The following is a 26338-nucleotide window of genomic DNA, read 5'->3' as shown; positions in this document are numbered from 1 at the left end:
CGGACGGCCCGTTTCTTTCTTTTCTGTCAGTTCGATTTTCTTTTTCAGGCGTGGGCGGTGTCAGTACGGGCGTCCTAGACGCCTCCCTGGTCATCTGTCAGCATGCAACCCAGCTGTTCTGCGCTTCTCTGGCGCTTGCATTTTGGCGAACGGCTTCCAAGCTAGGTCGTAGAGCCACTTTCTGTTAAGGTTCGGTAATTGTTCGGGGCTCTTTTCGGGGCTGGTCATTCCATTTTGCTCAAGGGGTGCTGCGTGATTAAGGTGCTGGTGGTCGATGATCACGATCTGGTGCGCACCGGAATTACCCGCATGCTGGCTGATATCGACGGCCTGCAGGTCGTTGGTCAGGCCGACTCCGGCGAGCGTGGACTGCAACTGGCACGTGAGCTCAAGCCCGACGTCGTGCTGATGGACGTGAAAATGCCGGGCATCGGTGGCCTCGAGGCCACCCGCAAGCTGCTACGCAGCCAGCCCGACGTACGTGTCGTGGTGGTGACGGTCTGCGAAGAAGACCCGTTCCCGACTCGCCTGATGCAGGCTGGAGCGGCGGGTTATCTCACCAAGGGCGCGGCGCTGGATGAGATGGTCCAGGCGATTCGCCAGGTGTTTGCCGGCCAGCGCTACATCAGTCCGCAGATTGCCCAGAACCTCGCGCTGAAATCCTTCGAGCCGGAGCGCAACGCGTCGCCGTTCGACACCCTGTCCGAGCGTGAAATCCAGATCGCCCTGATGATCGCCAACTGCCACAAGGTGCAGAGCATCTCGGACAAGCTGTGCCTTTCGCCCAAGACTGTGAATACCTACCGCTACCGCATCTTCGAGAAACTCTCGATCACCAGTGACGTCGAGCTGGCGCTGCTGGCTGTCCGGCACGGCATGGTCGACGCCAGCAACTGACTATGACGCAGCAGTTTGATTCGGCGGCCTTTCTGGCCACCTGCAGCGGTCGGCCGGGCGTTTATCGCATGTTCGACGCGGAGGCCAAGCTGCTATACGTCGGCAAGGCGAAGGACCTCAAGAAGCGCCTCTCCAGTTACTTCCGAAAGTCCGGCCTGGCTCCGAAGACGGCTGCCCTGGTGGCGAAGATCGCCCTGGTCGAGACTACGATTACTGCCAACGAGACCGAGGCGCTGCTGCTCGAGCAGACGCTGATCAAGGAATGGCGGCCGCCCTACAACATACTGCTGCGCGACGATAAGTCGTATCCCTACGTCTTTCTGTCGAGCGAAGACCAGTACCCGCGCCTGACGATCCATCGTGGTGCCAAGAAGGCCAAGGGGCGTTATTTCGGTCCCTACCCGAGCGCCGGCGCCATTCGTGAAAGCCTTGCGTTGCTGCAGAAGGCTTTCTTCGTGCGCCAGTGCGAGGACAGCTACTACCGCAACCGCACACGTCCGTGCTTGCAGTACCAGATCAAGCGCTGCAAGGCGCCCTGCGTCGGGCTGGTGAGCGAGGAGGAGTACGCCGAAGACGTGCGCCACTCGATCATGTTCCTCGAAGGACGCAGCAATGTGCTGGCGGAGGAATTGTCCACCAGCATGGAGCAGGCGGCCATGCGCCTGGACTTCGAGAAAGCCGCCGAGCTTCGCGACCAGGTGCAGATCCTGCGGCGCGTGCAGGACCAGCAGAGCATGGAGTTCGGGACCGGAAACGTCGATGTGGTGGCTGCCATCGTCACACCCGGCGGGGCCTGCGTGCACCTCATCAGCGTGCGCGGCGGGCGGGTACTGGGCAGCAAGAATTTCTTCCCGCAAGTGGCGATCGAGGAGGAGGTGGGCGATGTCCTGCTGGCCTTCCTCGGGCAGTACTACCTCAGCCACCACGAGCGCGATCTGCCGAACGAGTTGATCGTCAATGCCGTGCATGAGGACTTCCCGATCCTGGCCTCGGCCATTGAAGAATCCCGTGGCCGTCTGCTGGAAATCACACCCCGTGTTCGCGGCACCCGCGCGCGCTGGCAGCAGTTGGCCGTGACCAACGCAGAGCAGGCCCTGGCGGCCCGCCTTGCAAATCGCCAGCACATGGCGGCGCGCTTCGATGCATTGGGCGAGGCATTGGACTTGCCAGAGCCGCCACAGCGTCTCGAATGCTTCGACATCAGCCACTCCAGCGGCGAGGCGACGGTAGCTTCCTGCGTGGTGTTTGGTCCGGAAGGTGCGCTGAAGTCGGACTACCGCCGCTTCAATATCGAAGGCATTACCGGCGGCGATGATTACGCTGCCATGCACCAGGCGCTCACTCGTCGCTTCAGTCGCCTGAAAGAAGGCGAAGGCAAGATGCCTGATATCCTCCTGGTGGACGGCGGCAAGGGGCAGCTGGCCATGGCTCAGGAAGTGCTTCAGGAGCTCGCGGTCGTTGGCTTGACACTGCTTGGCGTCGCCAAGGGCGTTACCCGCAAGCCTGGCCTGGAAACGTTGTACCTCAATGACGCCCAACACGAATTCACCTTGCCCGCTGACTCGCCCGCGCTGCACCTGATCCAGCAGATACGCGACGAGGCCCACCGCTTTGCCATCACCGGTCACCGTGCACGGCGAGGCAAGGCACGCCGCACCTCGACACTGGAGGATGTCGCTGGCGTCGGTCCCAAGCGCCGGCGTGACCTGCTCAAGCACTTCGGCGGGTTGCAGGAGTTGGGCAGAGCCAGTATCGATGAAATTGCCAAAGCCCCCGGCATCAGCAAAAAGCTGGCAGAGCAGATTTATGCTGCCCTGCACAGCGAGTAGAATGCCGGCTCAACTCGCAGACCTTCCGACCCGATGAATATCCCGAACCTGCTCACACTGCTCCGCGTTCTGCTCATTCCGATCTTCATCCTGCTGTTCTATCTTCCGTTCCCGGCCAGCCATTTGGCAGCCAGTGCTGTGTTCGCCCTGGCTGCCGCCACCGACTGGCTGGATGGCTATCTGGCGCGTCGTCTTGGGCAGAGCACGCCGTTTGGCGCCTTCCTTGATCCGGTGGCGGACAAGTTGATGGTTGCCACCGCACTCGTGCTGCTGGTGGAAGAACACGCGAACCTGTGGCTGACTTTGCCTGCCGCGATCATCATCGGTCGCGAGATCGTAGTATCGGCGTTGCGTGAGTGGATGGCGGAAATCGGGGCGAGGGCTCACGTGGCCGTTTCCAGCCTGGGCAAGTGGAAGACTGCGGCGCAGATGTTGGCGCTGGTCATTCTCCTGGCCAATCCGCCGCTGATGACCTTCTGGGTTCTGGTTGGCTATGCGCTCCTGATTGTTGCCGCCATCCTCACCCTGTGGTCGATGCTGCACTATCTGTTGGCTGCCTGGCCGCACTTGAACACCACCCCGAAAGAGAAATAAGTATTTTTGAATCAAGGAGTTGACAGGCATTTCCAAATCGTTAGAATGGCGCCCGTCAACACGACAACGCGGGAATAGCTCAGTTGGTAGAGCACGACCTTGCCAAGGTCGGGGTCGCGAGTTCGAGTCTCGTTTCCCGCTCCAGATTTTGATGATTCGCCTTGAGTCATCCGTGTTATGGCTGAGTAGCAGAGTGGTTATGCACCGGATTGCAAATCCGTGAACGCCGGTTCGATTCCGACCTCAGCCTCCAATAGAAAAGCCCTGTAAATCGAAGATTTACAGGGCTTTTTCTTTAGCTGCCCACTGTAGGGATTGCGGTTTTCAGCAACTTGCGCAGGGGGGCGAGGGCTGTATATAGTCCAGCCCTTTCCGGGCTCTCAGGAGTTCGGCAACGCTGCACAGCGCTACCGCCCGGATGGCGAAATCGGTAGACGCAGGAGACTTAAAATCTCTCGCCCTTTGGGCGTGCCGGTTCGAGTCCGGCTCCGGGCACCAACTTCTTCCTCTCGATCATTGGGTGCTGAATGTCCGATTCGGGGGGATTCCAATCAATAAAAAACCGGCCTTGGCCGGTTTTTTATTGCTCGCGATTCAGGCCCCTAAATTGGCCATCGAGCGCAACTTCGCCCCCGCCTTGACGATACGACGCTGACGCAGTGGTTCGGTATTCTCGTAGAAGTTCTGCAGCGGCACCTCGGCCTTGAAGTGATCTGCGTCATGCTCCTGCAGTGGGCCGTATTCGGTCGCCAGGTCTCGACGAATGCGACTAACCAAGGTGGTGAGCAGGGCTTCGTCACGCTGCTCCTCCTGACGCACCACGCGGCAGGCAATATGTTCGCCCGCGTCCTTGCTCAGTGTCATGATCAGATTGCCGTCAGGTCGAGCGGTGAAGCTTACATCGAAGTCACTGAAGACCTGGCAGAGGTATTGGGCGGCAGGCAGGCGGTCGATTGGCATGGTGTCGTCCTCGGCAATGAATGGGCGGTTCCTTACCTTTCATTGCAGGGTGCATACCAACTCGATTTAAATAAAAAGCCATTTAAAATCAATTAGATAGGAATTTTTGCCGTTTCGTTTTCCGTGCAGCCTGCAAGGGCGGGTGCAAAAAGCATGGCATTTTGCACGATGCTTTCAGTGCGGAAGAAGATGGCGTCGCGGTGAAGCGGCTTTTGCTTTGTGCGTGGGCCTCTTCAAACGGGCCCGGCGCAGTGGGACCCGCAGGATGGCCCACAGCGTAACAAGGGCCAACAAAACCCAGCCGAGAATCATGAGTGTGACGAACATGCCTGGATTCATATCGATATCCTCACCCCTCCCTAAGGGTAGTCCACCGCCATCGGTGCGCTGTCCTTTCGGTTGAGCGGCATTTCTCCCTCGAGGTTCCATCCAATGACTTGTCGGGCCGGCCGGCATCTGCTATCTGTATGTATATACAGTATTCGGAGCAGGGCCATGCAACAAGCCATTATGGAAGTCCGCGATGTGATGCAGCCTGCTGGCGCAGCGGCCGCCACGTCTTTCCATACCTACATAGTCCGAGCTTGTGGCGAAGGCATGACGGAGGCCGGTATTCATGACTGTGATCTGCTGCTGGTCGATCGCTCGGAGTTGGCAGCGCCCGGTGAAATAGTGGTGGCTGCGCTCAATGGCGAGGCACTGATCCGCCGCCTTGCCATTATCGATGGCTCGTTTGCACTGCAGGCGGCGAACGGACGCTATCCGACACTGAAAGTCGAAGAGGGTGACGAGCTCTCGATCTGGGGTGTAGTGCGTCAGCGGCTCTCCGGGAGCGATGTTGTGCAAGGGCATTGGGGGTAGGGCGGTCACGCATCGAGCGGGATACTGACCATTTGCCAGCAACTTCGAGAACTAAGTCAGGGTCTTGCTTGTCAGATGCGCATGTGCCCCGTTTGCAGGACCTCACAAGAGTCGTGCAGCTTGCAATCCGGGGGCATTGTAAGGCGGACGCAGCCTGATTAGACTGCGCGCAACTCGCACCCCTGTCCCTCTCGAAGGACTCTCATGATCAAGAAATGTCTGTTCCCAGCCGCTGGCTACGGTACCCGCTTCCTCCCGGCCACCAAGGCCATGCCCAAGGAAATGCTGCCGGTGGTGAACAAGCCGCTGATCCAGTACGCCGTTGAAGAGGCGCTGGAAGCCGGCCTCGGTGAAATCGGTATCGTCACCGGCCGCGGCAAGCGCTCCCTCGAAGACCACTTCGATATCAGCTACGAACTGGAGCACCAGATTCGCAACACCGACAAGGAAAAGTACCTGGTCGGTATCCGTCGCCTGATCGATGAATGCACCTTCTCCTACACCCGTCAGATCGAGATGAAAGGCCTGGGGCACGCTATCCTGACCGGCCGTCCGCTCATTGGTGACGAGCCCTTCGCCGTCGTGCTGGCGGACGACCTGTGCCTGAACCTCGAAGGCGACAGCGTGCTCAAGCAGATGGTCAAGCTGTATAACCAGTTCCGCTGCTCGATCGTGGCGATTCAGGAAGTGCCGCCGGAGGAGACCAACAAGTACGGCGTGATCGCCGGTGAGATGATTCGTGACGACATCTACCGTGTGAACACCATGGTCGAGAAGCCGAAGCCCGAAGATGCGCCATCGAACCTGGCGATCATCGGTCGCTACATCCTGACGCCGGACATCTTCGACCTGATCGAGCAGACCGAGCCGGGCAAGGGGGGGGAGATCCAGATCACCGACGCCCTGATGAAACAGGCTCAGGATGGCTGTGTGCTGGCCTACAAGTTCAAGGGCAAGCGTTTCGATTGCGGTAGCGCCGAGGGCTATATCGAGGCGACCAACTTCTGCTACGAACACCTCTACAAGACTGGCAAGGCCTGGTAACTCCGGACCTTTCCGTTCTTGGGAAAAGCCACCTTCGGGTGGCTTTTCGTTTTCCGGTCTACATCGCGCGCGGAATCGGCATCGCTTCTGATCCTGGCCCGAGCGGCTGCCCGTAGCTGAACTCTACGTAGTTGCCGGCCGGGTCGCGAAGGCCGCAGTAGTAGCCCACGGGGTAGGGTTCTTCGCGTGGTGCCCAGATCAGGCAGCCGGCGGCGTCGGCCGCCCCTGCGATACGGTCGACCTCGTCGTGAGAATCGACGGCAAAGCCGAAGTGGCTGTAGTCATCACTGACCAGATGCCGTTCCTGGCCCCCGGGCATGATCACGAAGATGAAGCTGTGCTCCTTGCCCGGCTCCGCCATCCAGACGATGCGCGAGCCCTTGCCTTCGCGCTGATGGATGACGTGCATGCCGCAAAAGCGTTCGTAAAAATCGACGCAGGCGTCCAGGTCGGGCACGTGAAGGGCCAGATGGGTCAAAGTCGAACGCATGGCAGTACCTCCTTCAGGACCGGTAGATTGCAGGATACGTCAGGCGCCATGAGGTATGCTGCCTGGCATATCCATGCGGAGATCCATGATGTCTTTCGATTTTGACCTGTTCGTCATCGGTGCGGGTTCCGGCGGTGTGCGTGCCGCACGCTTCGCTGCTGGCTTTGGCGCGAAGGTAGCCGTCGCGGAAAGTCGCTACCTGGGCGGCACCTGTGTCAACGTCGGTTGTGTGCCGAAGAAGCTGCTGGTGTATGGGGCGCACTATCACGAAGACTTCGAACAGGCCGCCGGATTCGGCTGGACCCTGGGCGAGGCGAAATTCGACTGGTCGACCCTGATCGCCAACAAGAACCGCGAAATCCACCGGCTCAACGGCATCTACCGCAACCTGCTGGTGAACAGTGGTGTCACGCTGCTGGAAGGTCATGCCAAGCTGCAGGACGGGCACACTGTGGAGGTCGATGGGCAGTGCTTCAGCGCCAAGCACATCCTCATCGCCACTGGCGGTTGGCCGCAGGTGCCGGACATTCCCGGCAAGGAACACGCGATCACTTCCAACGAGGCCTTCTTCCTGAAGTCGCTACCTCGCCGGGTGTTGGTGGTTGGAGGTGGCTACATTGCCGTGGAATTCGCCGGGATCTTCCACGGTCTGGGCGCTCGGACCTCGCTGCTGTATCGCAAGGATCTGTTCCTGCGTGGCTTCGATCGCAGCGTGCGTGAGCACCTGCGTGACGAGTTGACCAGGAAGGGACTGGACCTGCAATTCAATAGCGACATCGTGCGCATCGACAAACAGGCCGACGGCACCTTGGCCGCGACCCTCAAGGATGGTCGCGTGCTAGAGGCCGATTGCGTGTTCTACGCCACGGGGCGCCGCCCGCAGCTGGATAACCTGGGCCTTGAAAACGTTCGTGTCGAGCTGGATGACCGCGGCTACGTGAAGGTGGATGAGGCTTATGGCACAAGTGAGCCGTCGATCCATGCCATTGGCGATGTGATTGGCCGGGTGCAGCTGACTCCCGTGGCGCTGGCGGAAGGCATGGCTCTATCGCGCAAGCTGTTCCGCCCGGACGAATACCGTCCGGTCGACTACAAGCTGATCCCCACCGCGGTCTTCAGCCTACCGAACATCGGTACCGTCGGCCTGACCGAGGACGAGGCGCGTAGCGCCGGGCACAAGGTGAAGGTCTTCGAAAGCCGATTCCGGCCAATGAAGCTGACCCTTACCGAAAGCCAGGAACGGACCCTGATGAAGCTGATCGTCGACGGCGACAGTGACAAGGTGCTGGGCTGCCACATGGTAGGCCCGGATGCAGGGGAGATGCTCCAGGGGATCGCCATTGCGTTGAAAGCCGGTGCGACCAAGCGGGTGTTCGACGAAACCATCGGCATCCACCCGACGGCAGCCGAGGAGTTCGTCACCATGCGCACCCCGGTCGGTGCCTGACGGCAACGGCAGACGCGAAAAAGCCGGTGCAGATGCACCGGCTTTTTTGTGGGCGCCTTATCGGGAGGACGCCGTCAGTTGGCGCGCTCCAGCGACGCATGGCTGTCGTCCTGGCGCTGCGCATAGCGCTGGGCGAGTACAGCGCAGACCATCAGCTGAATCTGGTGGAACAACATCAGTGGCAGCAGGATCACACCGACGGTGCTGCTGGCAAAGAGTACCGAGGCCATGGGCACGCCGGTGGCCAGACTCTTCTTCGAGCCGCAGAAGATGATGGTGATCCGATCTTCCAGGGAGAAGCCAAGCCAGCGTCCCAGCAGGTTGGTGAGGACCAGTGCGAGTGCCAGCAGTACGCAGCAGGCCACGACCAGGCCAGCCAACGCCGGCAGCGGAACCTCGTGCCACAGGCCTTGAATGACCGCGGCACTGAAGGCGGTGTAGACCACCAGCAGAATCGAGCCCTGGTCCACGTAGCGCAGAACCGGCTTGTTCCGTTCCACCCAGGCACCGATCCACGGTCGCAGCAACTGGCCGGCAACGAAGGGCACCAGCAGTTGCAGGGTGATCTTGCCGATGGCGTCCAGCGTTGACATACCGGTATCGCCATGGGCGCCGATCAGCAGTTGCACGAGCAGCGGCGTGACGAACACACCGAGCAGGCTGGAGGCAGAGGCGCTGCAGATCGCCGCCGGGATGTTGCCCCGTGCGAGCGACGTGAAGGCGATTGCGGACTGCACGGTGGCGGGCAGGGCGCAGAGGTAGAGCATGCCCAGGTACAGGTCTGGGGTCACGAGTGGCGATAACGCCGGCTTGAGGGCCAGCCCCAGCAGGGGGAACAGGATGAACGTGCAGGAGAAAATCAGCAGATGCAGGCGCCAGTGGGTGGCGCCGGCAATGATGGCCTGGCGCGACAGCTTAGCGCCGTGGAGGAAGAACAGCAGCGCGATGCCCAGGTTAGTGATCCAGCCGAAGATCACGGCAGCGGTGCCTACGCAGGGCAGCAGGCTGGCAACGGTCACGGTGGCGATCAGCGCCAGGGTGAAGTTGTCGGGAAGCAGGCGGGGGCGAGCCATGGGCACATCTCTCATCGTTATTGTGTATGAAAGACCGCAAGGGTCAGGTTCGCACTCTAAGCCCGAGAAGATGTGCCGGCTAACGCGAGAACGCCAGCTTATGTCGCTGAAAGGACAGTTTCCAAGCCCTGCACGTGCAGATCGACGGAGCAGATGCTGACCATGCCACGCATGCGCTGGGCAATTACCTCGGCGCGGTAGCGCGGTAGGGTATTGACGCGCAGGGCAATGTCCAGCCATCCCTCTCGGCGCGAGGACTCGACCTCGGCTGGTACGTGGCCCTGAAGTGCAAACTGGTTCAGCAGTCGACAGAGGATATCAGCATCGATCTCGGCGCGAATCAGGTAGCGCACATCGGCGGCCGCTTCGGTGGGAACCGGGCGGTCCTGTTGGTCCAGGGACAGTTCGACGAGATTGAGAGCGGGGAGCGTCATGACAGCAGGCCGATGCAGGGGATGTGACGAGTATTCTGCGGCCCAGGCAGGGGATTTATTTGCCTGTTTTTAGCCACGAAGCGGTTATGTGTGCATAAATGATTCCCTTTATTTTGCCAAGGGGAATTATTAATGCTCGTTTCACTGGACGTCCATGACCGCAAGATCCTCGCCTTGCTACAGGAAGAGGCAACCCTTTCCACGGCGGAGATCGCCGAGCGCATCGGCCTGTCCCAGTCCCCGTGCTGGCGGCGGATTCAGCGGCTGAAGGAAGAGGGGGTGATCCGCAAGCAGGTGACCCTGCTGGATCGCAAGAAGATCGGCCTGAACACCCAGATATTCGCGCAGGTGAAGCTCAACGCCCACGGGCGCAATCACCTGACGGACTTCGCGCAGGCGATGGAGGCGTTTCCCGAGGTGCTGGAGTGTCATGTGCTGATGGGGGCCGTGGATTTCATGCTGCGTATCGTCACGGAGGATGTGGAGGCGTACGAGCGCTTCTTCTTCGAGCGATTGTCGCAGGTGCCGGGCGTGCAGGAAATCAACTCCATCGTGGCGCTCTCGGAGATCAAGTCCACGACCACGCTGCCGCTGCCGCGCGGCTGAAGGGCGCCGGGGAGGCCGGCGCCCGGGCGATCAGACGCCGCCCAGATAATCCATCTTGCCGACTTCCACGCCGTTGTGGCGGAGGATGTCGTACGCCGTAGTGATGTGGAAGTAGAAGTTCGGGTTGACGAAGCCCAGCAGGAAGTCCGAGCCCTTGAAGCTGACTTCGCGGGTACGCAGTTTCAGCTCGATGGTGCGATCTTCGGCGCCGTCGAACTGCTCGGGTTTGAGAGACTTGAGGAACTCGACGGTCTTGGCGATGCGTGCCTGCAGATCGTCGAAGGTGGCTTCGTCATCGGCATAACTGGGCACTTCCACGCCAGCCAGGCGCGCGCCGGCACCTTTTGCGGAGTCGGAGGCGATCTGTACCTGGCGCGCCAGGGCGAACATGTCCGGGGCGAGGCGGGCGTTGATCAGGACGGAAGGATCGATGGACTTGGCCTGGGCATGCTCGGCAGCCTTGGTGAGGATCACCGAGAGATTGCCAAGCATGCGAATGAAGACGGGAACGGAGGCCTGGTAGATCGAGAGGGACATGCTGCGTACTCCAGACAGATAGAGGTGGGCGCGTCACGGTGGACGGCTGTCGGAGTCTACTGCCGGCGTGTTCGGCTGTCGCCAGGCTTCAGCGTCTGGCTACCTTCGGTGCCGGGCAGCGGTCGGCCTCGATCGGGCCGACGTAGGGATTGCCCCAGCCCATCACGCAGCCAACCATCTGGTTGCGTTGGCGCTCCCAGGCTTCCACCGGGTACTGCCTGCTCCAGGCGGTGAACAGTTGGCGGTCCTGGTTCGAGAGCTTAAGGCCGTAGCGATCGCTCATGTAGAAGTAGGTGCGGGCAATCATGCCGCGAATCTGCGGGCGGGGCATGGCCTTGCGCGCCTTGAAGTCGACCACCATCGGGCAGGCGCCGTACTGCGACGGTTTCTGCTGCAGCCAGCCAAAGCTGAAGTTGTTCCGATCCCCGTTCACTTCGCCGATGCTCGGTACCAGGTTGTGCAGGTCCGCCTCTGCCTTCTGGTACACCCGATCATTGCGCGAGCAGTTCTTGCGCCCGCCGCTCTGCCAGCACTGGCGCTGATGGCCGATCACCCAGGCGGGGACGATGTGTTCCCACTCGATGCGCGCTGCGCGGTTGGCATTCTTGCGCGGGGTGTAGCCGCAACTCTTCAGGTCGACCTTGGTGCCGCTGTAGCGGCAGCCACAGTAGAACTCCACCGACTGGCGGGCATACAGCTTGCGTCCGACCTTCTTGGCTTCCTCGAAGGTGCGCGGGGCGGCAGCGGAGGCAACGGTGGGGATGGCGAGGATCAGCAGCAGTGTCAGGCAGCGTCCGAACATGAGGCATTCCTTACGAAAGTCGCTGCATCTTACTGATTGAGAAAGAAATGCCAATCGTGGCAATGGTATGGCAAGGGGTGGATTGACCGCATGGATGCGTTGGTTGAATCGCCGCGCCTTGCGCCCGCTGGGAATGCATCGCAACCGGTCTCCGATACCTCTTGTGATGGTTTAGAATGACTATCTATCTAATTGTTTTTAAAGGGTAAAATATTCTACAAAAAGCTTTAAGAATCAACGCTATCCAGCTGTTTAAACGAGGAATGAGGCTGTCATGCAGGGTTGTGGGGGGATGCAGCATCTTGAGGAGATTATTTCTTATAGGTTGTGTGATGAAAGTGATTTAACTGATTGATATATAGGTTTTTATTGTTGATTCATGTATTGCTCTGCATTGAGCGGCGCGGCTTGGTAAGCTGAAGCCTTTCCATCCTTCGGGAGATCGTCATGATCGGTCTCAGAATCCTCGGGGTCATCGCCTGTTGTGCCCTGGTGTTACCCCTCTACGCGCAGCAGTTTTCCACGCAGGAAAGACAGTCCCAGCAGAACTACCAGGGCCAGCCGCACTGGCAGCAATCGCCGCCAGCGATCCAGCACATCTACATCAGCCCGGGGGCGAGCGGCAGCGTGGAGAGTTCCTCCAGCTGGCAGCGCAATGACGGTTATGGTGGTGTACAGGTGCCGCGCAGCTACGGCGAAACGCGCTCGGGCACGGTGATCATCGACCAAGGCAGCAGCGGCATCCGGCAGAGCATCGAATACCCCAACGGTGCGGTCTATCCGCGCGGCAGTGGCTATTACCAGCAGCAGTAGGTCGGATCAGTCGATCAAATCGTCGCGGGTCAGGCGGGATTTGCGCAGGCCGCCGTGGCTGTAGAACAGCCCGGTGTCGCCGCGCCAGTGGAAGAGTGTCGCGAGAAACGCGGAGCTGACCCGGCCCACATCCCAGCTACGGAGTTTGCGGTAGGCCCAGAGCCAGCTGTCGTCGGAGGAAGAGGCGCTCATGGAATCGTCCTTGATTCGGCAAGCGGGAAAAGTGCATGGGACATTAGTGCGCCGGGTGGGCCTTCGCAAGTCGCTGCTCCCGCAACTGCAACCTGCGAAAAGGCCCGCACTGTCAGGCGATGCTGACCGCCTTCGACTCCTCGACGTACTCCTTCAGCCAGCGCAGGACTTCCACGGCGTCCCAGCGACCGGGATCGAACATTGCGTAGGCCTGGCCCTGGTAGCCCACCACATCCAGCGGGCGGTGATAGCCAGCGCGCTGCATCAGGGCCTCGATCTCCGCGAAGCAGACATTGAAATGGGTGCGACTGAAGGGCGTCTTGCCCTCCGTCACCAACCCCTCCAGCAGCAGTTCCGACACGGCTTCGCTGACTTCCTCGATGGCCATGTGGTTCACCGTGTATTTCAGCTGATGGATACTCACCATCGCTTGCTCCTCAATGGGTTCAGGCCCATGCCCTGTGATCCGAGGTAATCGACGTAGCCAATGGACTATGGCCTTTCGTCGAGGTTTAAAAAATTTTCGCAAAATACTGTATGCATGAACAGTATTTTCTCCTAGTATCCCTCTCGCGGTCTGACAGAAACCCTGAAGTGCCCGTCGCCAGTGGGCTGGCGGCTGCCTTTCGAAGAACAGGAGTGATGGCGATGCTGCAGAAACTGATGCTTTGCGCGGGTGTGGCGATGCTGGTGGGCTGTGCCCAGCCCCAGGCGGACGTACCGCGCGCCAATGGCGCCTACCTCATCATCGAGGGCAAGGAGGCCTGGGCCGTGCTGGTCGCCGACGGCAAACGCATCGAGGAGCGCGGTACTGTTCGCGATGCCATCCGCCTGCCGAAGGAGCGTTCTGCGATCGCCGCCAGCTATGTGATCGACACGCCCAATTGCGGCCGCCTGCAATGGCTGACCGAAGGCGAGGGCGACTCGACCGTGCGGGTGTCTTCGAGGGGAGACGCAGACGATCTGTCAGGCTGCCAGATCAGCGATGGGCTGAGTCGAGTCTGGACCGCGCTGGATTATTCGAGCTGAAGACGGCTCCCACCGAACTTCCACAAAATGTTTCCGCCTGCCCAGGCTTCACGTTTTTTTCACGCTCGGGGGCAGAGGATGAAAGCCAGCTAAAGGACTAGCTCCCCATCGAAAAGCCCGCTTGATTGCGGGCTTTTTATTGCCTGTCGACAAAGGTCTGCTCGCCTCCCCGATGCTGGACAGCTAAGGTAAAACTCCACGGAGATGGCGGAGATAGAGATGCAGCGGGTTCTAGCGGAGCGACTTTGGACAGCCCTGGGCGGCCAGACCGAGCGCCTGAGTCACCTGGCCTTTCGCAGTGAAGGCTCCCTCTCTTCGGCCTTTTTCGTCACCGAACTGGCTGCCGCCAGCATCGCCTGCTCCGGGCTGGCGCTGGATGAATGGCTGGCGCCCGAAGCCGGCGCGGCCACCTCGCTGGTCGTCGATCGTCGGCTGGCGTCCTTCTGGTTCTCCACGTCCTTGCGCGCTCAAGGCTGGACGCCACCCGACCTGTGGGACGCCATTGCCGGCAACTACCGCACGCGCGACGGCTGGATTCGCCTGCATACCAATGCTCCCCATCACCGGGCAGCCGCTCTCCGGGTGCTCGGTGCTGACAATGATCGCGATCAGGTCGCGGCTGCCGTAGCGGGCTGGGCTGCGGACGACCTGGAGCTGGCGATCGTGACGGAGGGCGGCTGCGCAGCGCGGATGCGTTCGTGGGAGGCCTGGAAACAGCATCCCCAGGGGCTCGCCGTGGAACGAGAGCCCTTGGTGTTGCGTGATGTCCAGTTGGTGTCCGCGGCCCCCCTGGATATCGAGATCGACCGCGAGCGACCGCTGGCCGGATTGCGCGTGCTTGACCTGACCCGTGTGCTGGCTGGTCCTATTGCCACCCGGTTCCTGGCCGGCTACGGCGCCAACGTGCTGCGTATCGACCCGCCGGACTGGGATGAGCCTGGCGTGGTGCCGGAGGTCACGCTGGGCAAGCATTGCGCGCGGCTGGATCTGCGCCAGCCAGCGGATCGCGAGCGTTTCCAGGGGTTACTCGCCAGCGCCGACGTGCTGGTTCACGGCTATCGCGCCGACGCCTTGGAGCGCCTGGGCTTCGGTGCGGATGTTCGCCGCACCCTTGCGCCGGGACTGGTGGACATCAGCCTGAATGCCTATGGCTGGTCAGGGCCCTGGAGTGAGCGGCGTGGTTTCGACAGCCTGGTCCAGATGAGCAGCGGCATCGCCGAAGCGGGGCGCGTCTGGCGCGGCGAGGACAAGCCGGTGCCGCTGCCGGTACAGGCCCTGGATCATGCCACTGGCTATCTGATGGCTGCGGCTGCCTTGCGCGGGCTGGCCGAGCGGCGTCGAAGCGGGCGGGGCAGTCGCTGGCGGTTGTCATTGGCGCGCACCGCGCAATGCCTGTTGGAGGCGGGCGTGTCGTCGGTAGGCTCGCTGGAGCTGGCGGCAGAGACGGCCGCCGATCTGGCGCCTGGCATCGAGACGACGCCCTGGGGATACGCGAGGCGCTTGCGCGCGCCGCTGCAGGTCGCAGGCTCTCCGCTTTTCTGGGAACTGCCGGCTTCCGAACTGGGCTCGGCGCCGGCAGCCTGGCAGTCCGTCAGCGGCGACTGACCTGGAACGCCTCGCCGGTGGCGAAGAAGGCACCGCCGGCCTGGTAATGAATGGTGCGTAGCTCATCGTTGGGGAAGTGCCAGCGGCCGTTGGAGAAGGCGCGCTCGTCGGCGTAGGCGGCGACCACTTCGGCGATGAACAGGTCATATTTTTCCTGGTTGTGCGGCTCGCTGAGCACCTTGCACTCCAGATAGGCCACGCAACCATCGACGATTGGCGCCTCGACCTGCTTCGCGCGCGACGTGCGGATGTCCAGCTGCTCGAACTTGTTGCCGTCTCCGCCGTTGCTCGAACCCACCGCCAAGGTCAGTTCGGCCTGCTGGCGTGTCGGCAGCTGGATGACGAAGGCGCCGGAGCCTTCCACCAGATGGCGCGACCAGGTGTTGCGGTCCAGCACCAGCATCAACTTGGGCGGATCGAAGTCCAGCGGCATGACCCAGGCGGCAGCCATGACGTTCGCGACGCCGTCATGCTCGCTGGTGACGATGGTGCTCGGACCGTGGTTGAGCAGCAGGTAGGCCTTGTTCAGCGGCACGTCTTTCAGGTGGTTCATTCAGTAGTCCTCAGGGCCGGATCAGAGCAGCAGGCCATCCACCGGCTTCAGCGGTTCGGGCAGGTCGGTCTCGCCAAGGATCTCCAGCACGGCGATTTCCATGTTGCGGCTCATGGCGTCCAGCGGCAGGTCGTTGGGTTGGGTATCGAACGGGTCGGCGATCTGGTCGCCCAGAGCGTCCAGGCCGAAGAAGGTGTAAGCCAGCACGCATACCGCCAGCGGGGTGAACCAGCCGATGCTGTCTACCAGGCAGAAGGGCAGCAGGAAGCAGTAGACGTGCACGATGCGGTGCAGCATCAGGATGTAGGGGTAGGGGATCGGCGTATTGCGGATGCGTTCGCAGCCGCCCAGCACGTAGGACAGCCGGGTCATCTGCTGGTCGATGGTCGCCAGGGTGATGTCGCTGGCGCCGCTGGCGCGGCCACGCTCGGCGAAACGCTGGCCGAGGCTCGCGAGCAGGACGTTGGTTGGACTGCGGCTGGCGCCCAGGGCAGCGGCTTCGTCACCCAGCAGGCGCTTCACCTCATCGCTTTGTGCGGTGCCGCGCAACTGGTCGCGCAGGGCGTAGCTGAAGGCGATCAGCGGGTTGCACAGTTGACGACGGCCTTCGGCGTCCAGATCCGGCAGCAGTGAGCGGGTCTGGCGGGCCAGGTTGCGGGTGACGATCAGCAACTCGCCCCAGAGGGTGCGGGCTTCCCAGAAGCGCTGGTAGGCGACGTTGTTGCGAAAGCCGAGGAAGATCGCCAGCGTCAGGCCCCAGAGGGTGAAGGGCGTGGAGGTGATGATCACCTTGTAGTGGTAGAGCGTGCCGTGGGTGGCGACTACCAGTGAGCTGAGCAGCACCGTGTAGAGCACCTTGCGCCAGATGGCCGGGATGATCGACCCCTTGAGCGAGAACAGCAGGACCCAGAGCGTCGGGGTTTGCGGGCGGAGGATCATCGGGCGGCATCCGGTGGGGCGGAGGGCGCATGATAGCCGAGATAGAGGGACGATGCGGATCACTGGCCCCTGCAGGAGTGTCCAGGGGACGCTCCTGCAGGGGCATGGCATGTCAGCCCTGCTCGTAGAGCTTCACGATGGCCGAGAAGTCCAGCTGGCCATTGCCCTGGTTGCTGAAGGTCTGGAACAACTGCTGGGCCAGCGCGCCCAGCAGCACGGGCTGGCGCACCTGGCGCGCGGCCTCGCTGGCCAGCCCGAGGTCCTTGAGCATCAGGTCGGTACCGAAGCCGCCACTGTAGCCGCGAGCGGCCGGGGCGCCGGTGAGCGGGTTGTTCACCTCCGAGCTCCAGCAGCGACCGCTGGACGTGTTGATGATGCCGGCCAGCACTTCCGCGTCCATGCCCAGCTTCACGCCCAGGGACATGGCTTCCGCCACGCCGATCATGGAGATGCCCAGCAGCAGGTTGTTCGCGACCTTCGCCACCTGGCCGTTGCCCGCGCCGCCGCAGTGCACGATGTTCTTGCCCATGGCCGACAGCACCGGACGCGCGCGCTCGAAGTCGGCCTGCTCGCCACCGACCATGAAGGTCAGGGTGCCCGCGGCGGCGCCAGCGGTGCCGCCGGAAACCGGCGCGTCGAGCATGGGATTGCCATGGGCGAGGGCGGCCGCGCTGACTTCGCGAGCATTCAGCGGGTCGATGGTGGACGAGTCGATCAGCAGCACGCCGGGCTGTACGTGGGTCAACAGGCCATCCTCGCCGAGGAAGACCTGTTTCACGTGGGCGGCGGCGGGCAGCATGGTGATGATCACCTCGACATCGTCGCGCGCCACGTCGGCGGGCGACGCCAGGGCGCGGGCGCCGAGGGCGACGGCCGCTTCCACGGCCTGGGCGGAGAGATCGAAGACGCTCAGGTCGAAGCCGGCCTTGAGCAGGTTGGCGGCCATGGGGCCGCCCATGTTGCCGAGTCCGATGAAGCCGATGCGCATGGGGGAATCCTCTTCTTCTTGTTCGGTGCACCCGGTCTTGCGGGCGCCAAAGGAGGTGCCCGCCCGCGTGGTGCTGCGTCCGGACCAGCGTCCTTGCTGAAGTCCGGGGCGGCTCGGGGCAGGCGGGCGGGCAGGCTTACTTGAGGTTGATGGTGGTGTTCACTGCACCGCCGACTTCGTTCTCGTCGAACCAGCGTTCGGTGACGGTCTTGGTCTGGGTGTAGAACTGCACCACCTGTTTGCCGTACGGGCCGAGGTCGCCGAGCTTGGAGCCGCGCGAGCCGGTGAAGGAGAACAGCGGCACCGGCACCGGGATCGGTACGTTGATGCCCACCTGGCCGACGTCGATCTCTTCCTTGAAGTGCCGTGCGGCAGCTCCCGAGCGTGTGAACAGCGCGGTGCCGTTACCGTTGGGGTTGGCGTTGATCAGCTCGATGGCCTCGTCGAAGGTCTTCACCGAGACCACGCAGAGCACCGGGCCGAAGATTTCCTCGCGGTAGATGGTCATTTGCGGGGTGACGCCGGAGAACACGGTCGGGCCGACGAAGTTGCCCTTGCCGTAGCCGGCCACCTGCGGGTTACGGCCATCCAGCTCGAGCTTGGCGCCTTCCTGGGTGCCACGCTCGATCAGGCCGCTGACACGATCCAGGGCCGCGCAGGAAACCAGCGGGCCGACGTCGGTGTTGGCCTCGGTGCCACCGCTGACCTTGAGGGTCTGCGCCTTGGCGACCAGGTCGGGGATCCATGCGTTGGCTTCGCCCACCAGGATCGCCACCGATACCGCCATGCAGCGCTGCCCGGCAGCACCGAAGGCGGCACCGGCGATGGCGTTGAGGGTCTGTTCCTTGTTGGCGTCGGGCAGCACCACTGCGTGGTTCTTCGCGCCCATCATGCACTGCACGCGCTTGCCGGCCAGCGAGGCGCGGTTGTAGACATGGGTGCCGACGCGGGTCGAGCCGACGAAGGAGACGGCCTTGATGTCCGGGTGATCGCAGATGGCGTTGACCACGTCCGGGCCGCCATGGATGACGTTGAGCACGCCCGGCGGCACGCCGGCTTCATGGGCCAGTTCGACCAGGCGCATGGTCACCATCGGGTCCTGCTCGGAGGGCTTGAGGACGAAGGTATTGCCGGTGGCGATGGCCATCGGGAACATCCACAGCGGGATCATCGCTGGGAAATTGAAGGGCGTGATGCCGGCGCAGACGCCGATGGGCTGCAGGATGGTGAAAGTGTCCACGCCGCCGGCCACGTTGTTGGCCAATTCGCCCAGCTGCAGGTTGCCGATGGCCGAGGCGTGCTCCACCACTTCCAGGCCGCGGAACACATCGCCTTCGGCGTCGGGCAGGGTCTTGCCCTGTTCGGCGGTGAGGATGGCCGCCAGTTCCTTCATGTTCTCGCGGATCAGCTGCTGGTACTTGAGGAAGATGCGTGCGCGGGCGCCGATGGGGGTCTTCTTCCAGGTCTTGAACGCGGCCTTGGCGCTGGCTACCGCGCGCTCGACTTCCTCGGGCGTGGCGAACGGCACACGGGCGAGGACTTCCTGGGTGGCGGGGTTGACCACATCGCGCCATTCGGAGGTGGTGGACTCGACGGACTTGCCGTCGAGGAAGAGTTTGACGGTCGGGGCGGCAGTTGCAGTCATCGGGGTTCTCCCAGCCTGAAGGCTTTCTTGTTGTCTGGAACGATCCTAGCAGTGCATTTTTGATGTGCTCAATGAGGCGATGTGCAAGTATGCTCTGCGTTTTTGCACACATGCTTCGCGCCGAGGCAAATATGGATTGGGACAACCTGCGGTTTTTCCTCGAACTTTCCCGGGCCGGCAAGCTGACCGTCGCCGCCCGGCGCCTGGGCGTGGACCACACCACCGTTGCCCGCCGTCTGCAGGCGTTGGAGAAGAGCATCGGCGCACAGCTGCTGGTGCGTGAGCCCGCCGGCTATCGGCTGACCGAGGCCGGACATGGCCTGTTGCCCCAGGCCGAAGCCATGGAAAGTGCCTGCAAGGTCATCGAGAAGCGCCTGGCCGGTGCCGAGGACAACCTCTCCGGCAAGGTGCGCATCGGTGCCACGGAGGGGTACGGCTCGACGCTGCTGACCTCGCAACTGGTGGAGCTGAACCAACGCCACCCACACCTGGGCGTGGACCTGCTGGCGGTGCCGCGGGCGCTGCAGCTGTCGCGCCACGAGGCGGACATCGTCATCACCCTGGAGCGTCCCGGCCGCGGGCCGTACCTGATTACCCGGCTCACTGACTACGTACTGCGCCTTTATGCCTCGAAGGACTACCTCGCCGAGCGCGGGCCGATCCGCAATCGGGACGACCTGCGCGAGCACGCACTGGTGGGTTATGTCGACGACCTGCTCTACAGCAAGGAGCTGCAGTACCTCGACGAAATCGGCCGGCCGCTGCACATGGCGTTGCGTTGCACCAGTATTCTCGCCCAGCAGCGCGCGGTGGCGGAGGGTGCCGGACTGGCGATCCTGCCGGCGTTCGCGGCCAGCGAAGATCCTTCGCTGCAGCCGGTGCTGGCGGGCGAGATCGAGTTCGTGCGGACCTTCTGGATGCTGATGCCCACCGAGCTCAAGGACATCGCGCGGATGCGCACCACCTGGGATTTCCTCCGGGAGAAGGCGGAATCCAGCCAGGAGGCCCTGATGGGCCGTGCGAGGTAAGCGCTGTTCGGCACGGCAGCGTTCAACGCTTGATCAGTGACAGGGACTCGCCAGGAAAGCGCGGGAACCGTTTCAGGAGAAGGAAGAATGGCAGACATCATTCCGCTGTCGGCGGAACTGGAACAACAACTGGAAGACCTCCAGCAGCAGGCTCTGACGCTGCTTCAGCTGGCGCCCGAAGTACCTCCCCACGAGGTGGTTGCGGCGATCACCCAGTACGTGCGCGATGCCAGGGAGCAGCAGCGCGAGGTGGACGATGACGCAGTATTCGCACTGGGTGCGCTGCTGGGCCGGCAATATGTGCTGGGGCTGGGATGGCACTGGGGCGACGTCACCTGGGAAAACGATCCCGACACGGCGGCCATTGGCGTGCTCAACCCGGATGATTCGCTGTTCAACAATCCCATCGGCTGGATCAGCCAGACGCTGGACGGCGAGGGCGGCGTGGCTTTCATGCTGAGCTACAACATGATCCAGGCCAATCAGACGCCGGTATTCGAGCCGGGGAGCGCGACCGGGCTGTACTGACGCATATCGCAGGGAGAGGGGCGTGCCCCATCTCCCTCGGGGGCCTTGCCGCTACGCCAGGCCGACGTAGAGGTTCTGCACGTCGTCATTGCCGTCCAGGGCGTCGAGGAAGGCTTCGACTTCCTCCAGTTCCGCGCCGGACAGACTGACCGGGTTTTTCGCCTTGTAGCCGAGCTTGGCCGAGGCGACGGTGAAGCCGTGTTCGGGCAGGGCGCGGCAGACGGCGTCCAGGTCGGTGGAGTCGGTGAGGAACAGCGTGTCGCCTTCTTCCTCGCCGGGCTCGAAGTCCTGGGCGCCGGCTTCGATGGCGGCCAGTTCCGGGTCGGCATCAGCGCTGGCCGGGGTGGCCTCGACCAGACCCAGGTAATCGAAGTCCCAGGATACCGAGCCGGAAGCGCCCAGCTGGCCCTTGCGGAACAGCACGCGGATTTCCGCGATGGTGCGGTTCACGTTGTCGGTCAGGCACTCGACGATCACCGGCACACGGTGCGGGGCAAAGCCTTCGTAGACCACGCGCTCGAAGTTCGCGGCGCCGTCCAGCAGGCCGGCGCCCTTCTTGATGGCGCGCTCCAGGGTGTCGCGGGGCATCGAGGCCTTCTTGGCCTGCTCGACGACCAGACGCAGTTTCGGGTTCATGTCCGGGTCGGCGCCATTGCGCGCGGCAATCATGATTTCCTTCGACAGTTTGCCGAACACGCGGCCCTTGGCGTTGGCGGCGACTTCTTTATGTTTGGCTTTCCACTGGGCGCCCATAGTGATCTCTTGCTGGCGGTTGCTGATGGGCGGCAAGTCTAAGGCCTCGCGCGGCCGCTGGCGATATCCGCTGGATCAGTGCGGGACCGCGAACACCGCGCCGGCCTGCGCCACTTCCTTGTCGGCCACCGTTAGTCCCAGCACACAGGCCAGGCGGTGCTCACGCTCCAGGCGCATCAGCATGCCCTGGGTGCAGACCTGGGCATGCTGATGCGCTCGGCGGCGAGGTTGCAGACCGGTGCTGCAGTATCAGCAGCAGGGTGTCGCGGGCGGCGGGCTCACCCTGCTGGGCCTGCTGCCGTTGCTCGGGGGCGATGGCTGGAAATCTCAAAGAGTCCCCCCTGACGTGGCCGGCGACATTCCGGCGCCTTCCTTGGACTCGGCGGCCGCAAGTTTTGTGACCGCCTTCAGGTCTGTTGGGACAGAAAAGCGTAGAGCCGCTCATCCAGCGAATGCGCCACGTTGAAGCGCATCCACGGCACGCTGCGGCCGTCGGGCATGAACAACTGACCGGGGAACAGCAGGATCTTCGCTTCCTTGGCGCGGCTGGCGAGCAGGGTGGCGTCGTCCACGGCGCGGTGGCGGGCCCAGAGGAACAGGCCGGCGCGGGGCTCGTGGAAGATCTCCAGGCCGGCGGCCTCCAGGCGCCGTGCCACGCTGTCGTGGGCTTCACCGAGCTGGTCGCGCAGCTGGCGCACATGTTTGCGGTGGCGACCCTGCAGGAGGATGTCCAGGGCCAGGGTCTCGGTGAGCTCCGAACTGGTCAGGCCGCTGACCATCTTCAGCGGCACCAGCTCCTCGATCAGCTCCGGGTGGGCGGCGATAAAGCCAGTGCGCAGCGCCGGGGCGATGACCTTGGACAGGCTGCCGATGTAGATCACCCGCGCCAGCTGGTCGAGGTTGGCCAGCAGCAACTGGCCGGCGGGATCGAGGTCGGCGTAGATGTCGTTTTCGACGATGAGGAAATCGTACTTCTCCGCCAGTTGCAGCAGGCGGTGCGCAGCGGCCAGCGACAGGCTGCCGCCGGTGGGGCTCTGCAGGCGCGCCTGGGTGAAGTAGACCTTGGGGCGGTGCTCGCGGGCCAGTTGTTCCAGGCGGTCGAGGTCCAGCCCGTCGGCGCTGCGCGGCACGCCCAGCAACTGCGCGCCCTGCAGGCGCAGGTTGAGGAACAGGTTGTGGTAGCCGGGCTCGTCGACCAGCACCGGGTCGCCGCGCTGCACCAGGTAGCGCACGGTGAGGTCCAGCGCCTGGCTGGCACCGGCGGTCAGCAGGATCTGCTCCGGGCTGGCCGCTACGCCGGCGTCACCCAGGCGATCAGCGAGCTTGCCGCGCAGCTTGGGGTTGCCCTTGCTGTGGCCGTAGTTGCCGAACTGTGTCGGTTCCTCCCGCGCGAGGCTGCGCAGGCCACGCAGCAGGCCCTCGCTGTCCAGCCAGTGCTCGGGCAGCAGGCCGACGCCGGGGCGCAGTTCCATGCCCAGTGGCTGGAAGACCTTGTGCAGCAGCAGGTGTGCGTCGAAGTCGAACTCCGTGGGTGCTTCATCGCTGGCGCTGTCTTCGACGGCCGGTCCGCGCACGTAGAAACCGGCGTTGGGCACCGCGTTCAGGCAGCCACGTGCCACCAGCCGGTCGTAGGCCTCGACCACGGTGAAGTGGCTGACGCTGTTGGCCTGGGCGAACTTTCGGATCGAGGGCAGCTTGGCCCCGGGGCGCAGGCGCTGTTCGTCGATGGCCTGGGCGATACCGTCGACGATCTGGGTGACCAGGGGAATGTCCGAGGTGGGGTCGAGCAACAGCATCCGAAGGTCCAATTCTTGTGTGGGTGAGCGACGGGAAATCTGTACAGGTCCGCGGACCATAACAGCACTGCACTTTCTGCGTTGTCCCTGTGCATGGTGCGGACCGGGCGTGGCCAGCACACTCGGTCCCAGACGGCGGCAATACGCCGCATAGCCTGATCACAAGAACACTGCACAAGAACAAGGACAGCCCGTCATGCGTGACACAGCTTACAACATCGATCCGTCGAGCATTTCCGCCGAAGAGTGGCAGGCGCGCTGCGACCTCGCCGCGCTGTACCGGCTGATCGCGCACTTCCGCTGGACCGACCACATCGACACCCACATCTCCGCGCGAGTGCCGGGCGAGCCGGGCCACTACCTGATCAACCGCTACGGCGTGCTGTTCCATGAAATGCGCGCCTCCGACCTGGTGAAGGTCGATCACGCGGGCGACGTCATCGACCCGCGCTTCGGTCCGAAAAGCGTCAATCGCGCCGGCTTCAACATCCATTCGGCAGTGCACGCCGCCCGCGAGGACGTGGCCTGCGTGATCCACACCCACACCGCCGCCGGCATCGCGGTGTCCGCCCAGGAAGACGGCCTGCTGCCGATCAGCCAGCACGCGCTGAAGTTCTACAACCGCCTGGGCTACCACGACTACGAAGGCATCGCCCTGGACCCGGACGAGCGCTCGCGCCTGGTCAACGACCTGGGCAGTCACATGGTGATGATCCTGCGCAATCACGGCCTGCTGGCCACCGGGCGCTGCATCGCCGAAGCGTTCAACCAGATCTACTTCCTCGAACGTGCCTGCCAGGCGCAGGTCCAGGCCCTGGCCGGCGGCCGCCAGCTGCGCTACCCGCCGCACGCCGTGTGCGAGCGCGTCGCCGTGCAGGAAGAAGAAGCGCTGGTCGACGGCCTGCATCTGCTGGCCTGGGAGTCGGCGCTGCGCCTGATCGAAGACGGTGAGGCCGTCTACCGCACCTGACCCTGTTATCGTGCCCCGGTCCGCAGAGACCGGGCGCCTGCGTGCTTGAACCATCTGCCAACAACAAAGCCAAGAGGTGGAAATGAAGAACCCGATTCTGGGAGCCCTGCTCATGGGCGTGGCGTCCGGCGCCATGGCCGCGGACCTGACGGTTATCTCCTTCGGAGGCACCAGCAAGGACGTGCAGACCGAAGCCTTCTACAAACCGTTCGAGAAGAAGGAAGGCATGAAGGTGATCGCCGGCGAGTACAACGGCGAAATGGGCAAGATCAAGGCCATGGTCGACACCGGCAGCGTCAACTGGGACGTCGTCCAGGTGGAAGGTCCGGAGCTGCTGCGCGGCTGTGAAGACGGCCTGTTCGAACCGCTCGATCCGTCCATTCTCGGCAAGGCCGAAGACTACGTGCCTGGTACCCTCTCCGACTGCGGCGCGGGCCTGCTGGTCTGGTCGATGGCCATGGTCTACGACGGCAAGCGCTTCGCCAATGGTCCGACCGGCTGGACGGATTTCTGGGACACCCAGAAATTCCCCGGCAAGCGCTCCCTGCGCAAAGGCGCCAAGTACACCCTGGAGATCGCCCTGCTGGCCGACGGCGTGAAGAAGGAAGACCTGTACAAGGTGCTGGCGACCAAGGAAGGCGTGGACCGCGCGTTCAAGAAGCTCGACGAGATCAAGCCGTCGATCCAGTGGTGGGAGTCCGGCGCCCAGCCGATGCAGTTCATCGCCAGCGGTGACGTCGCCATGAGCACCGCCTACAACGGTCGAGCATTCGCTGCGCAGGAAGAGGGCGCGCCGATGAAAGTCGTCTGGAACGGCAGCCTGTACGCCATCGACTCCTGGGCGATCCCCAAGGGCAGCCCGAACAAGAAGGCCGCCGAGGACTTCATTGCCTTCTCGCTCAAGCCCGAGCAGCAGAAGATCCACACGGTGAAGCTGGGCTACGGCTCGGTGAACCTGGGAACCACCCAACTGCTCGATCCGAAACTGGTCGAACGCCTGAACACCGCTCCGGCAAACCTGGAACAGGCGGTGCCGGTGAACTTCGAGTTCTGGGTGGACCACGGCGAAGACCTGGAGCAGCGCTTCAACGCCTGGGCAGCGAAGGGCTGATTCTCAGGTTGGCGCGGGTGGCGACACCCGCGTGATCGAATCGCTGGCGCGGTTCGCCCCTGCAAGGCGTCGTGTTCCCCAGCAGGGGCGGGCCCTGCCCGCGTTCCGCCGGCAGGGCGGGCGTCAGTTCAAACCTTGCGCCAGACGCTCGCCAGCCACGGCTGCTGCTCTCGCGGCAGGCCTGCCGGGCGGTAGTAGTGTTCCAGTTCGCGGAATCCCGCGTCTTCCAGCAATCGAGTCCAGCTCTCCAGGTCGTGGTACGAACCGTAGCGGCCACCGTTCCAGCCTTCCTGGTTCTCCCCGCGCGGGTTGGAGCTGAACAGTACGCCGGCGGGTTTCAGCGCCGCATGCAACTGGCGCAGTACGTGCGGTAGCTCGCTGCGCGGAACGTGGAACAGGCTGGCATTGGCATAGATACCGTCGAATTGCCCGGGAGGCAGGTCGAGGGCCAGGAAATCCTGTTGCCAGACGTCGCAGCCGCTGGCCTCGCGTGCCATGGTGACGAAGTCGGCGCAGCCATCCAGGCCGACCGGTGCATGCCCCAGGCTTTTCAGGGCGCAAAGGTCGCGTCCCGGGCCGCAACCGAAGTCGAGCAGGGCAAACGGCGCGTCGGCCTGGATGTGCCGCAGCAGCGCAGCGATATTCTGGGTGACATCGTGATCCCAGGTGCCCTCACGGAAGGACCGGGCACTGTCCTGATAGTGCTGCAGGGTGACACGGGAAATGTCGCGCAGGGTCGGATCGATGGGGCTCATGACGCAGGCCGGTGGCAGATGGGATGCTCCATTCTACGTGTCCCACCGGAAATCGCCGA

At 63.1% G+C, this 26338-nt stretch carries 29 protein-coding genes and 3 tRNA genes; 17 read left to right on the top strand and 15 right to left on the bottom strand.

The genetic code is table 11. The features are described from left to right. Positions 1 to 252: 252 nt before the first annotated feature. The 6 genes from gacA to AC1ZV1_RS16485 all read left to right on the top strand — a co-directional run bounded on the left by gacA (position 253) and on the right by AC1ZV1_RS16485 (position 3818). Entirely contained in the window at positions 253 to 897 is a 645-nt protein-coding gene (gene gacA, locus AC1ZV1_RS16510; protein ID WP_017517075.1) for a response regulator transcription factor GacA, read from the top strand. 2 nt (positions 898 to 899) lie between these two features. Continuing rightward, complete coding sequence (uvrC, locus tag AC1ZV1_RS16505) at positions 900 to 2726, top strand: excinuclease ABC subunit UvrC (RefSeq protein WP_484292653.1); 1827 nt, start codon at positions 900 to 902, stop codon at positions 2724 to 2726. A 33-nt stretch (positions 2727 to 2759) separates the two neighbouring features. Further along, on the top strand, positions 2760 to 3320 hold the full coding sequence (gene pgsA / locus AC1ZV1_RS16500) for a CDP-diacylglycerol--glycerol-3-phosphate 3-phosphatidyltransferase (protein ID WP_279829252.1): 561 nt from the start codon (positions 2760 to 2762) through the stop codon (positions 3318 to 3320). Positions 3321 to 3388: 68 nt separating this feature from the next. Continuing rightward, positions 3389 to 3464, top strand: a tRNA-Gly gene (locus tag AC1ZV1_RS16495). Between the two features lie 35 nt (positions 3465 to 3499). Beyond that, positions 3500 to 3573 (top strand) — tRNA-Cys (locus tag AC1ZV1_RS16490). Positions 3574 to 3732: 159 nt separating this feature from the next. After that, positions 3733 to 3818: transfer RNA gene (locus AC1ZV1_RS16485), tRNA-Leu, on the top strand. A 96-nt stretch (positions 3819 to 3914) separates the two neighbouring features. Here AC1ZV1_RS16485 and AC1ZV1_RS16480 read toward each other — a convergent pair. Continuing rightward, positions 3915 to 4280 carry a DUF3509 domain-containing protein gene (locus AC1ZV1_RS16480; RefSeq protein ID WP_484292652.1) on the bottom strand — a complete coding sequence of 122 codons (366 nt, stop codon included), beginning with the start codon at positions 4278 to 4280 and terminating at the stop codon, positions 3915 to 3917. A 495-nt stretch (positions 4281 to 4775) separates the two neighbouring features. On the opposite strand from AC1ZV1_RS16480, the gene AC1ZV1_RS16475 reads away from it, so the two are divergent. Continuing rightward, positions 4776 to 5141, top strand: a complete 366-nt coding sequence (locus AC1ZV1_RS16475) for a LexA family protein (protein WP_484292651.1) — start codon at positions 4776 to 4778, stop codon at positions 5139 to 5141. A 204-nt stretch (positions 5142 to 5345) separates the two neighbouring features. Beyond that, positions 5346 to 6185 (top strand): UTP--glucose-1-phosphate uridylyltransferase GalU, encoded by an 840-nt coding sequence (galU, locus tag AC1ZV1_RS16470; RefSeq protein WP_088421520.1) that lies wholly within the window; start codon positions 5346 to 5348, stop codon positions 6183 to 6185. A gap of 58 nt (positions 6186 to 6243) precedes the next feature. Here the strand turns inward: galU and AC1ZV1_RS16465 are convergent, their stop codons facing one another. Next, a complete protein-coding gene (locus AC1ZV1_RS16465) occupies positions 6244 to 6675 on the bottom strand; it encodes a VOC family protein (RefSeq protein ID WP_484292650.1) in 432 nt (143 codons plus the stop codon). An 88-nt stretch (positions 6676 to 6763) separates the two neighbouring features. Here AC1ZV1_RS16465 and gorA point away from each other — a divergent pair, with 88 nt between their 5' ends. Next, positions 6764 to 8122, top strand: coding sequence for a glutathione-disulfide reductase (gene gorA, locus AC1ZV1_RS16460; protein ID WP_484292649.1), 1359 nt, complete (start codon positions 6764 to 6766; stop codon positions 8120 to 8122). Positions 8123 to 8196: 74 nt separating this feature from the next. Here gorA and AC1ZV1_RS16455 read toward each other — a convergent pair whose 3' ends face one another. Next, a complete protein-coding gene (locus AC1ZV1_RS16455) occupies positions 8197 to 9195 on the bottom strand; it encodes a bile acid:sodium symporter family protein (protein WP_484292648.1) in 999 nt (332 codons plus the stop codon). Positions 9196 to 9293: 98 nt separating this feature from the next. Continuing rightward, a complete protein-coding gene (locus AC1ZV1_RS16450) occupies positions 9294 to 9629 on the bottom strand; it encodes a hypothetical protein (RefSeq protein WP_484292647.1) in 336 nt (111 codons plus the stop codon). A gap of 132 nt (positions 9630 to 9761) precedes the next feature. Between AC1ZV1_RS16450 and AC1ZV1_RS16445 the strand changes: the two genes are divergently transcribed. Then, positions 9762 to 10235 (top strand): Lrp/AsnC family transcriptional regulator, encoded by a 474-nt coding sequence (locus AC1ZV1_RS16445; RefSeq protein ID WP_484292646.1) that lies wholly within the window; start codon positions 9762 to 9764, stop codon positions 10233 to 10235. Between the two features lie 30 nt (positions 10236 to 10265). On the opposite strand, the gene AC1ZV1_RS16440 is transcribed toward AC1ZV1_RS16445, so the two are convergent. Both AC1ZV1_RS16440 and AC1ZV1_RS16435 read right to left on the bottom strand, forming a co-directional pair. Next, positions 10266 to 10772, bottom strand: a complete 507-nt coding sequence (locus tag AC1ZV1_RS16440) for a DUF1993 domain-containing protein (protein ID WP_484292645.1) — start codon at positions 10770 to 10772, stop codon at positions 10266 to 10268. 88 nt (positions 10773 to 10860) lie between these two features. Next, a complete protein-coding gene (locus AC1ZV1_RS16435) occupies positions 10861 to 11574 on the bottom strand; it encodes an endonuclease (RefSeq protein WP_484292644.1) in 714 nt (237 codons plus the stop codon). A gap of 447 nt (positions 11575 to 12021) precedes the next feature. Here AC1ZV1_RS16435 and AC1ZV1_RS16430 point away from each other — a divergent pair, with 447 nt between their 5' ends. Then, on the top strand, positions 12022 to 12387 hold the full coding sequence (locus tag AC1ZV1_RS16430) for a hypothetical protein (protein WP_484292643.1): 366 nt from the start codon (positions 12022 to 12024) through the stop codon (positions 12385 to 12387). Between the two features lie 6 nt (positions 12388 to 12393). On the opposite strand, the gene AC1ZV1_RS16425 is transcribed toward AC1ZV1_RS16430, so the two are convergent. Then, on the bottom strand, positions 12394 to 12579 hold the full coding sequence (locus tag AC1ZV1_RS16425; RefSeq protein ID WP_484292642.1) for a hypothetical protein: 186 nt from the start codon (positions 12577 to 12579) through the stop codon (positions 12394 to 12396). 112 nt (positions 12580 to 12691) lie between these two features. Further along, a complete protein-coding gene (locus tag AC1ZV1_RS16420; RefSeq protein ID WP_484292641.1) occupies positions 12692 to 13006 on the bottom strand; it encodes a transcriptional regulator in 315 nt (104 codons plus the stop codon). A 221-nt stretch (positions 13007 to 13227) separates the two neighbouring features. Here AC1ZV1_RS16420 and AC1ZV1_RS16415 point away from each other — a divergent pair, with 221 nt between their 5' ends. Further along, complete coding sequence (locus AC1ZV1_RS16415) at positions 13228 to 13608, top strand: hypothetical protein (protein WP_484292640.1); 381 nt, start codon at positions 13228 to 13230, stop codon at positions 13606 to 13608. A gap of 219 nt (positions 13609 to 13827) precedes the next feature. Then, the gene (locus AC1ZV1_RS16410; protein ID WP_484292639.1) at positions 13828 to 15213 is read left to right on the top strand and encodes a CoA transferase; all 1386 of its coding nucleotides are present in this window, start codon (positions 13828 to 13830) and stop codon (positions 15211 to 15213) included. On the opposite strand, the gene AC1ZV1_RS16405 is transcribed toward AC1ZV1_RS16410, so the two are convergent. The 4 genes from AC1ZV1_RS16405 to AC1ZV1_RS16390 form a co-directional block, all read right to left on the bottom strand. Beyond that, entirely contained in the window at positions 15200 to 15766 is a 567-nt protein-coding gene (locus tag AC1ZV1_RS16405) for a flavin reductase family protein (protein WP_484292638.1), read from the bottom strand. The two genes, AC1ZV1_RS16410 and AC1ZV1_RS16405, sit on opposite strands and share 14 nt — an antisense overlap. Before the next feature lie 21 nt (positions 15767 to 15787). Beyond that, positions 15788 to 16705, bottom strand: a complete 918-nt coding sequence (locus tag AC1ZV1_RS16400) for a bestrophin family protein (protein ID WP_484292637.1) — start codon at positions 16703 to 16705, stop codon at positions 15788 to 15790. Positions 16706 to 16817: 112 nt separating this feature from the next. Continuing rightward, entirely contained in the window at positions 16818 to 17693 is an 876-nt protein-coding gene (mmsB, locus tag AC1ZV1_RS16395; protein WP_484292636.1) for a 3-hydroxyisobutyrate dehydrogenase, read from the bottom strand. A 136-nt stretch (positions 17694 to 17829) separates the two neighbouring features. Continuing rightward, the gene (locus AC1ZV1_RS16390) at positions 17830 to 19338 is read right to left on the bottom strand and encodes a CoA-acylating methylmalonate-semialdehyde dehydrogenase (RefSeq protein ID WP_484292635.1); all 1509 of its coding nucleotides are present in this window, start codon (positions 19336 to 19338) and stop codon (positions 17830 to 17832) included. Between the two features lie 131 nt (positions 19339 to 19469). Between AC1ZV1_RS16390 and AC1ZV1_RS16385 the strand changes: the two genes are divergently transcribed. Both AC1ZV1_RS16385 and AC1ZV1_RS16380 read left to right on the top strand, forming a co-directional pair. Continuing rightward, positions 19470 to 20366 (top strand): LysR family transcriptional regulator, encoded by an 897-nt coding sequence (locus AC1ZV1_RS16385; RefSeq protein WP_484292634.1) that lies wholly within the window; start codon positions 19470 to 19472, stop codon positions 20364 to 20366. An 87-nt stretch (positions 20367 to 20453) separates the two neighbouring features. Next, positions 20454 to 20894 carry a hypothetical protein gene (locus tag AC1ZV1_RS16380; protein ID WP_484292633.1) on the top strand — a complete coding sequence of 147 codons (441 nt, stop codon included), beginning with the start codon at positions 20454 to 20456 and terminating at the stop codon, positions 20892 to 20894. A 51-nt stretch (positions 20895 to 20945) separates the two neighbouring features. Here AC1ZV1_RS16380 and AC1ZV1_RS16375 read toward each other — a convergent pair whose 3' ends face one another. Beyond that, positions 20946 to 21647, bottom strand: a complete 702-nt coding sequence (locus AC1ZV1_RS16375; protein WP_484292632.1) for a YebC/PmpR family DNA-binding transcriptional regulator — start codon at positions 21645 to 21647, stop codon at positions 20946 to 20948. A gap of 407 nt (positions 21648 to 22054) precedes the next feature. Further along, the gene (locus AC1ZV1_RS16370) at positions 22055 to 23443 is read right to left on the bottom strand and encodes an aminotransferase-like domain-containing protein (protein ID WP_484292631.1); all 1389 of its coding nucleotides are present in this window, start codon (positions 23441 to 23443) and stop codon (positions 22055 to 22057) included. Between the two features lie 196 nt (positions 23444 to 23639). Between AC1ZV1_RS16370 and AC1ZV1_RS16365 the strand changes: the two genes are divergently transcribed. Continuing rightward, positions 23640 to 24413 (top strand): class II aldolase/adducin family protein, encoded by a 774-nt coding sequence (locus AC1ZV1_RS16365; protein ID WP_484292630.1) that lies wholly within the window; start codon positions 23640 to 23642, stop codon positions 24411 to 24413. A gap of 82 nt (positions 24414 to 24495) precedes the next feature. Continuing rightward, entirely contained in the window at positions 24496 to 25524 is a 1029-nt protein-coding gene (locus AC1ZV1_RS16360) for an ABC transporter substrate-binding protein (protein WP_484292629.1), read from the top strand. A 128-nt stretch (positions 25525 to 25652) separates the two neighbouring features. Here AC1ZV1_RS16360 and AC1ZV1_RS16355 read toward each other — a convergent pair whose 3' ends face one another. Further along, positions 25653 to 26279, bottom strand: a complete 627-nt coding sequence (locus tag AC1ZV1_RS16355) for a class I SAM-dependent methyltransferase (RefSeq protein WP_484292628.1) — start codon at positions 26277 to 26279, stop codon at positions 25653 to 25655. Positions 26280 to 26338: the final 59 nt, after the last annotated feature.

The sequence above is a fragment of the Pseudomonas sp. BB438 genome, assembly GCF_057180225.1.
Note: the sequence above shows the minus strand (reverse complement) of the source record. Positions and strands in the feature narration are given on the sequence as shown.

What these genes read in the sequence shown, in the direction of transcription:
- AC1ZV1_RS16480 (WP_484292652.1), bottom strand. Translation starts at nt 4,280, where the DNA reads ATGCCAATCGACCGCCTGCCTGCCGCCCAATACCTCTGCCAGGTCTTC.
- AC1ZV1_RS16445 (WP_484292646.1), top strand. Translation starts at nt 9,762, where the DNA reads ATGCTCGTTTCACTGGACGTCCATGACCGCAAGATCCTCGCCTTGCTA.
- AC1ZV1_RS16375 (WP_484292632.1), bottom strand. Translation starts at nt 21,647, where the DNA reads ATGGGCGCCCAGTGGAAAGCCAAACATAAAGAAGTCGCCGCCAACGCC.
- AC1ZV1_RS16475 (WP_484292651.1), top strand. Translation starts at nt 4,776, where the DNA reads ATGCAACAAGCCATTATGGAAGTCCGCGATGTGATGCAGCCTGCTGGC.
- AC1ZV1_RS16450 (WP_484292647.1), bottom strand. Translation starts at nt 9,629, where the DNA reads ATGACGCTCCCCGCTCTCAATCTCGTCGAACTGTCCCTGGACCAACAG.
- AC1ZV1_RS16385 (WP_484292634.1), top strand. Translation starts at nt 19,470, where the DNA reads ATGGATTGGGACAACCTGCGGTTTTTCCTCGAACTTTCCCGGGCCGGC.
- uvrC (WP_484292653.1), top strand. Translation starts at nt 900, where the DNA reads ATGACGCAGCAGTTTGATTCGGCGGCCTTTCTGGCCACCTGCAGCGGT.
- AC1ZV1_RS16430 (WP_484292643.1), top strand. Translation starts at nt 12,022, where the DNA reads ATGATCGGTCTCAGAATCCTCGGGGTCATCGCCTGTTGTGCCCTGGTG.
- AC1ZV1_RS16370 (WP_484292631.1), bottom strand. Translation starts at nt 23,443, where the DNA reads ATGCTGTTGCTCGACCCCACCTCGGACATTCCCCTGGTCACCCAGATC.
- AC1ZV1_RS16415 (WP_484292640.1), top strand. Translation starts at nt 13,228, where the DNA reads ATGCTGCAGAAACTGATGCTTTGCGCGGGTGTGGCGATGCTGGTGGGC.
- AC1ZV1_RS16400 (WP_484292637.1), bottom strand. Translation starts at nt 16,705, where the DNA reads ATGATCCTCCGCCCGCAAACCCCGACGCTCTGGGTCCTGCTGTTCTCG.
- AC1ZV1_RS16405 (WP_484292638.1), bottom strand. Translation starts at nt 15,766, where the DNA reads ATGAACCACCTGAAAGACGTGCCGCTGAACAAGGCCTACCTGCTGCTC.
- AC1ZV1_RS16380 (WP_484292633.1), top strand. Translation starts at nt 20,454, where the DNA reads ATGGCAGACATCATTCCGCTGTCGGCGGAACTGGAACAACAACTGGAA.
- AC1ZV1_RS16455 (WP_484292648.1), bottom strand. Translation starts at nt 9,195, where the DNA reads ATGGCTCGCCCCCGCCTGCTTCCCGACAACTTCACCCTGGCGCTGATC.
- AC1ZV1_RS16425 (WP_484292642.1), bottom strand. Translation starts at nt 12,579, where the DNA reads ATGAGCGCCTCTTCCTCCGACGACAGCTGGCTCTGGGCCTACCGCAAA.
- pgsA (WP_279829252.1), top strand. Translation starts at nt 2,760, where the DNA reads ATGAATATCCCGAACCTGCTCACACTGCTCCGCGTTCTGCTCATTCCG.
- AC1ZV1_RS16435 (WP_484292644.1), bottom strand. Translation starts at nt 11,574, where the DNA reads ATGTTCGGACGCTGCCTGACACTGCTGCTGATCCTCGCCATCCCCACC.
- galU (WP_088421520.1), top strand. Translation starts at nt 5,346, where the DNA reads ATGATCAAGAAATGTCTGTTCCCAGCCGCTGGCTACGGTACCCGCTTC.
- AC1ZV1_RS16390 (WP_484292635.1), bottom strand. Translation starts at nt 19,338, where the DNA reads ATGACTGCAACTGCCGCCCCGACCGTCAAACTCTTCCTCGACGGCAAG.
- AC1ZV1_RS16410 (WP_484292639.1), top strand. Translation starts at nt 13,828, where the DNA reads ATGCAGCGGGTTCTAGCGGAGCGACTTTGGACAGCCCTGGGCGGCCAG.
- gorA (WP_484292649.1), top strand. Translation starts at nt 6,764, where the DNA reads ATGTCTTTCGATTTTGACCTGTTCGTCATCGGTGCGGGTTCCGGCGGT.
- AC1ZV1_RS16355 (WP_484292628.1), bottom strand. Translation starts at nt 26,279, where the DNA reads ATGAGCCCCATCGATCCGACCCTGCGCGACATTTCCCGTGTCACCCTG.
- AC1ZV1_RS16465 (WP_484292650.1), bottom strand. Translation starts at nt 6,675, where the DNA reads ATGCGTTCGACTTTGACCCATCTGGCCCTTCACGTGCCCGACCTGGAC.
- AC1ZV1_RS16365 (WP_484292630.1), top strand. Translation starts at nt 23,640, where the DNA reads ATGCGTGACACAGCTTACAACATCGATCCGTCGAGCATTTCCGCCGAA.
- AC1ZV1_RS16440 (WP_484292645.1), bottom strand. Translation starts at nt 10,772, where the DNA reads ATGTCCCTCTCGATCTACCAGGCCTCCGTTCCCGTCTTCATTCGCATG.
- AC1ZV1_RS16360 (WP_484292629.1), top strand. Translation starts at nt 24,496, where the DNA reads ATGAAGAACCCGATTCTGGGAGCCCTGCTCATGGGCGTGGCGTCCGGC.
- mmsB (WP_484292636.1), bottom strand. Translation starts at nt 17,693, where the DNA reads ATGCGCATCGGCTTCATCGGACTCGGCAACATGGGCGGCCCCATGGCC.
- AC1ZV1_RS16420 (WP_484292641.1), bottom strand. Translation starts at nt 13,006, where the DNA reads ATGGTGAGTATCCATCAGCTGAAATACACGGTGAACCACATGGCCATC.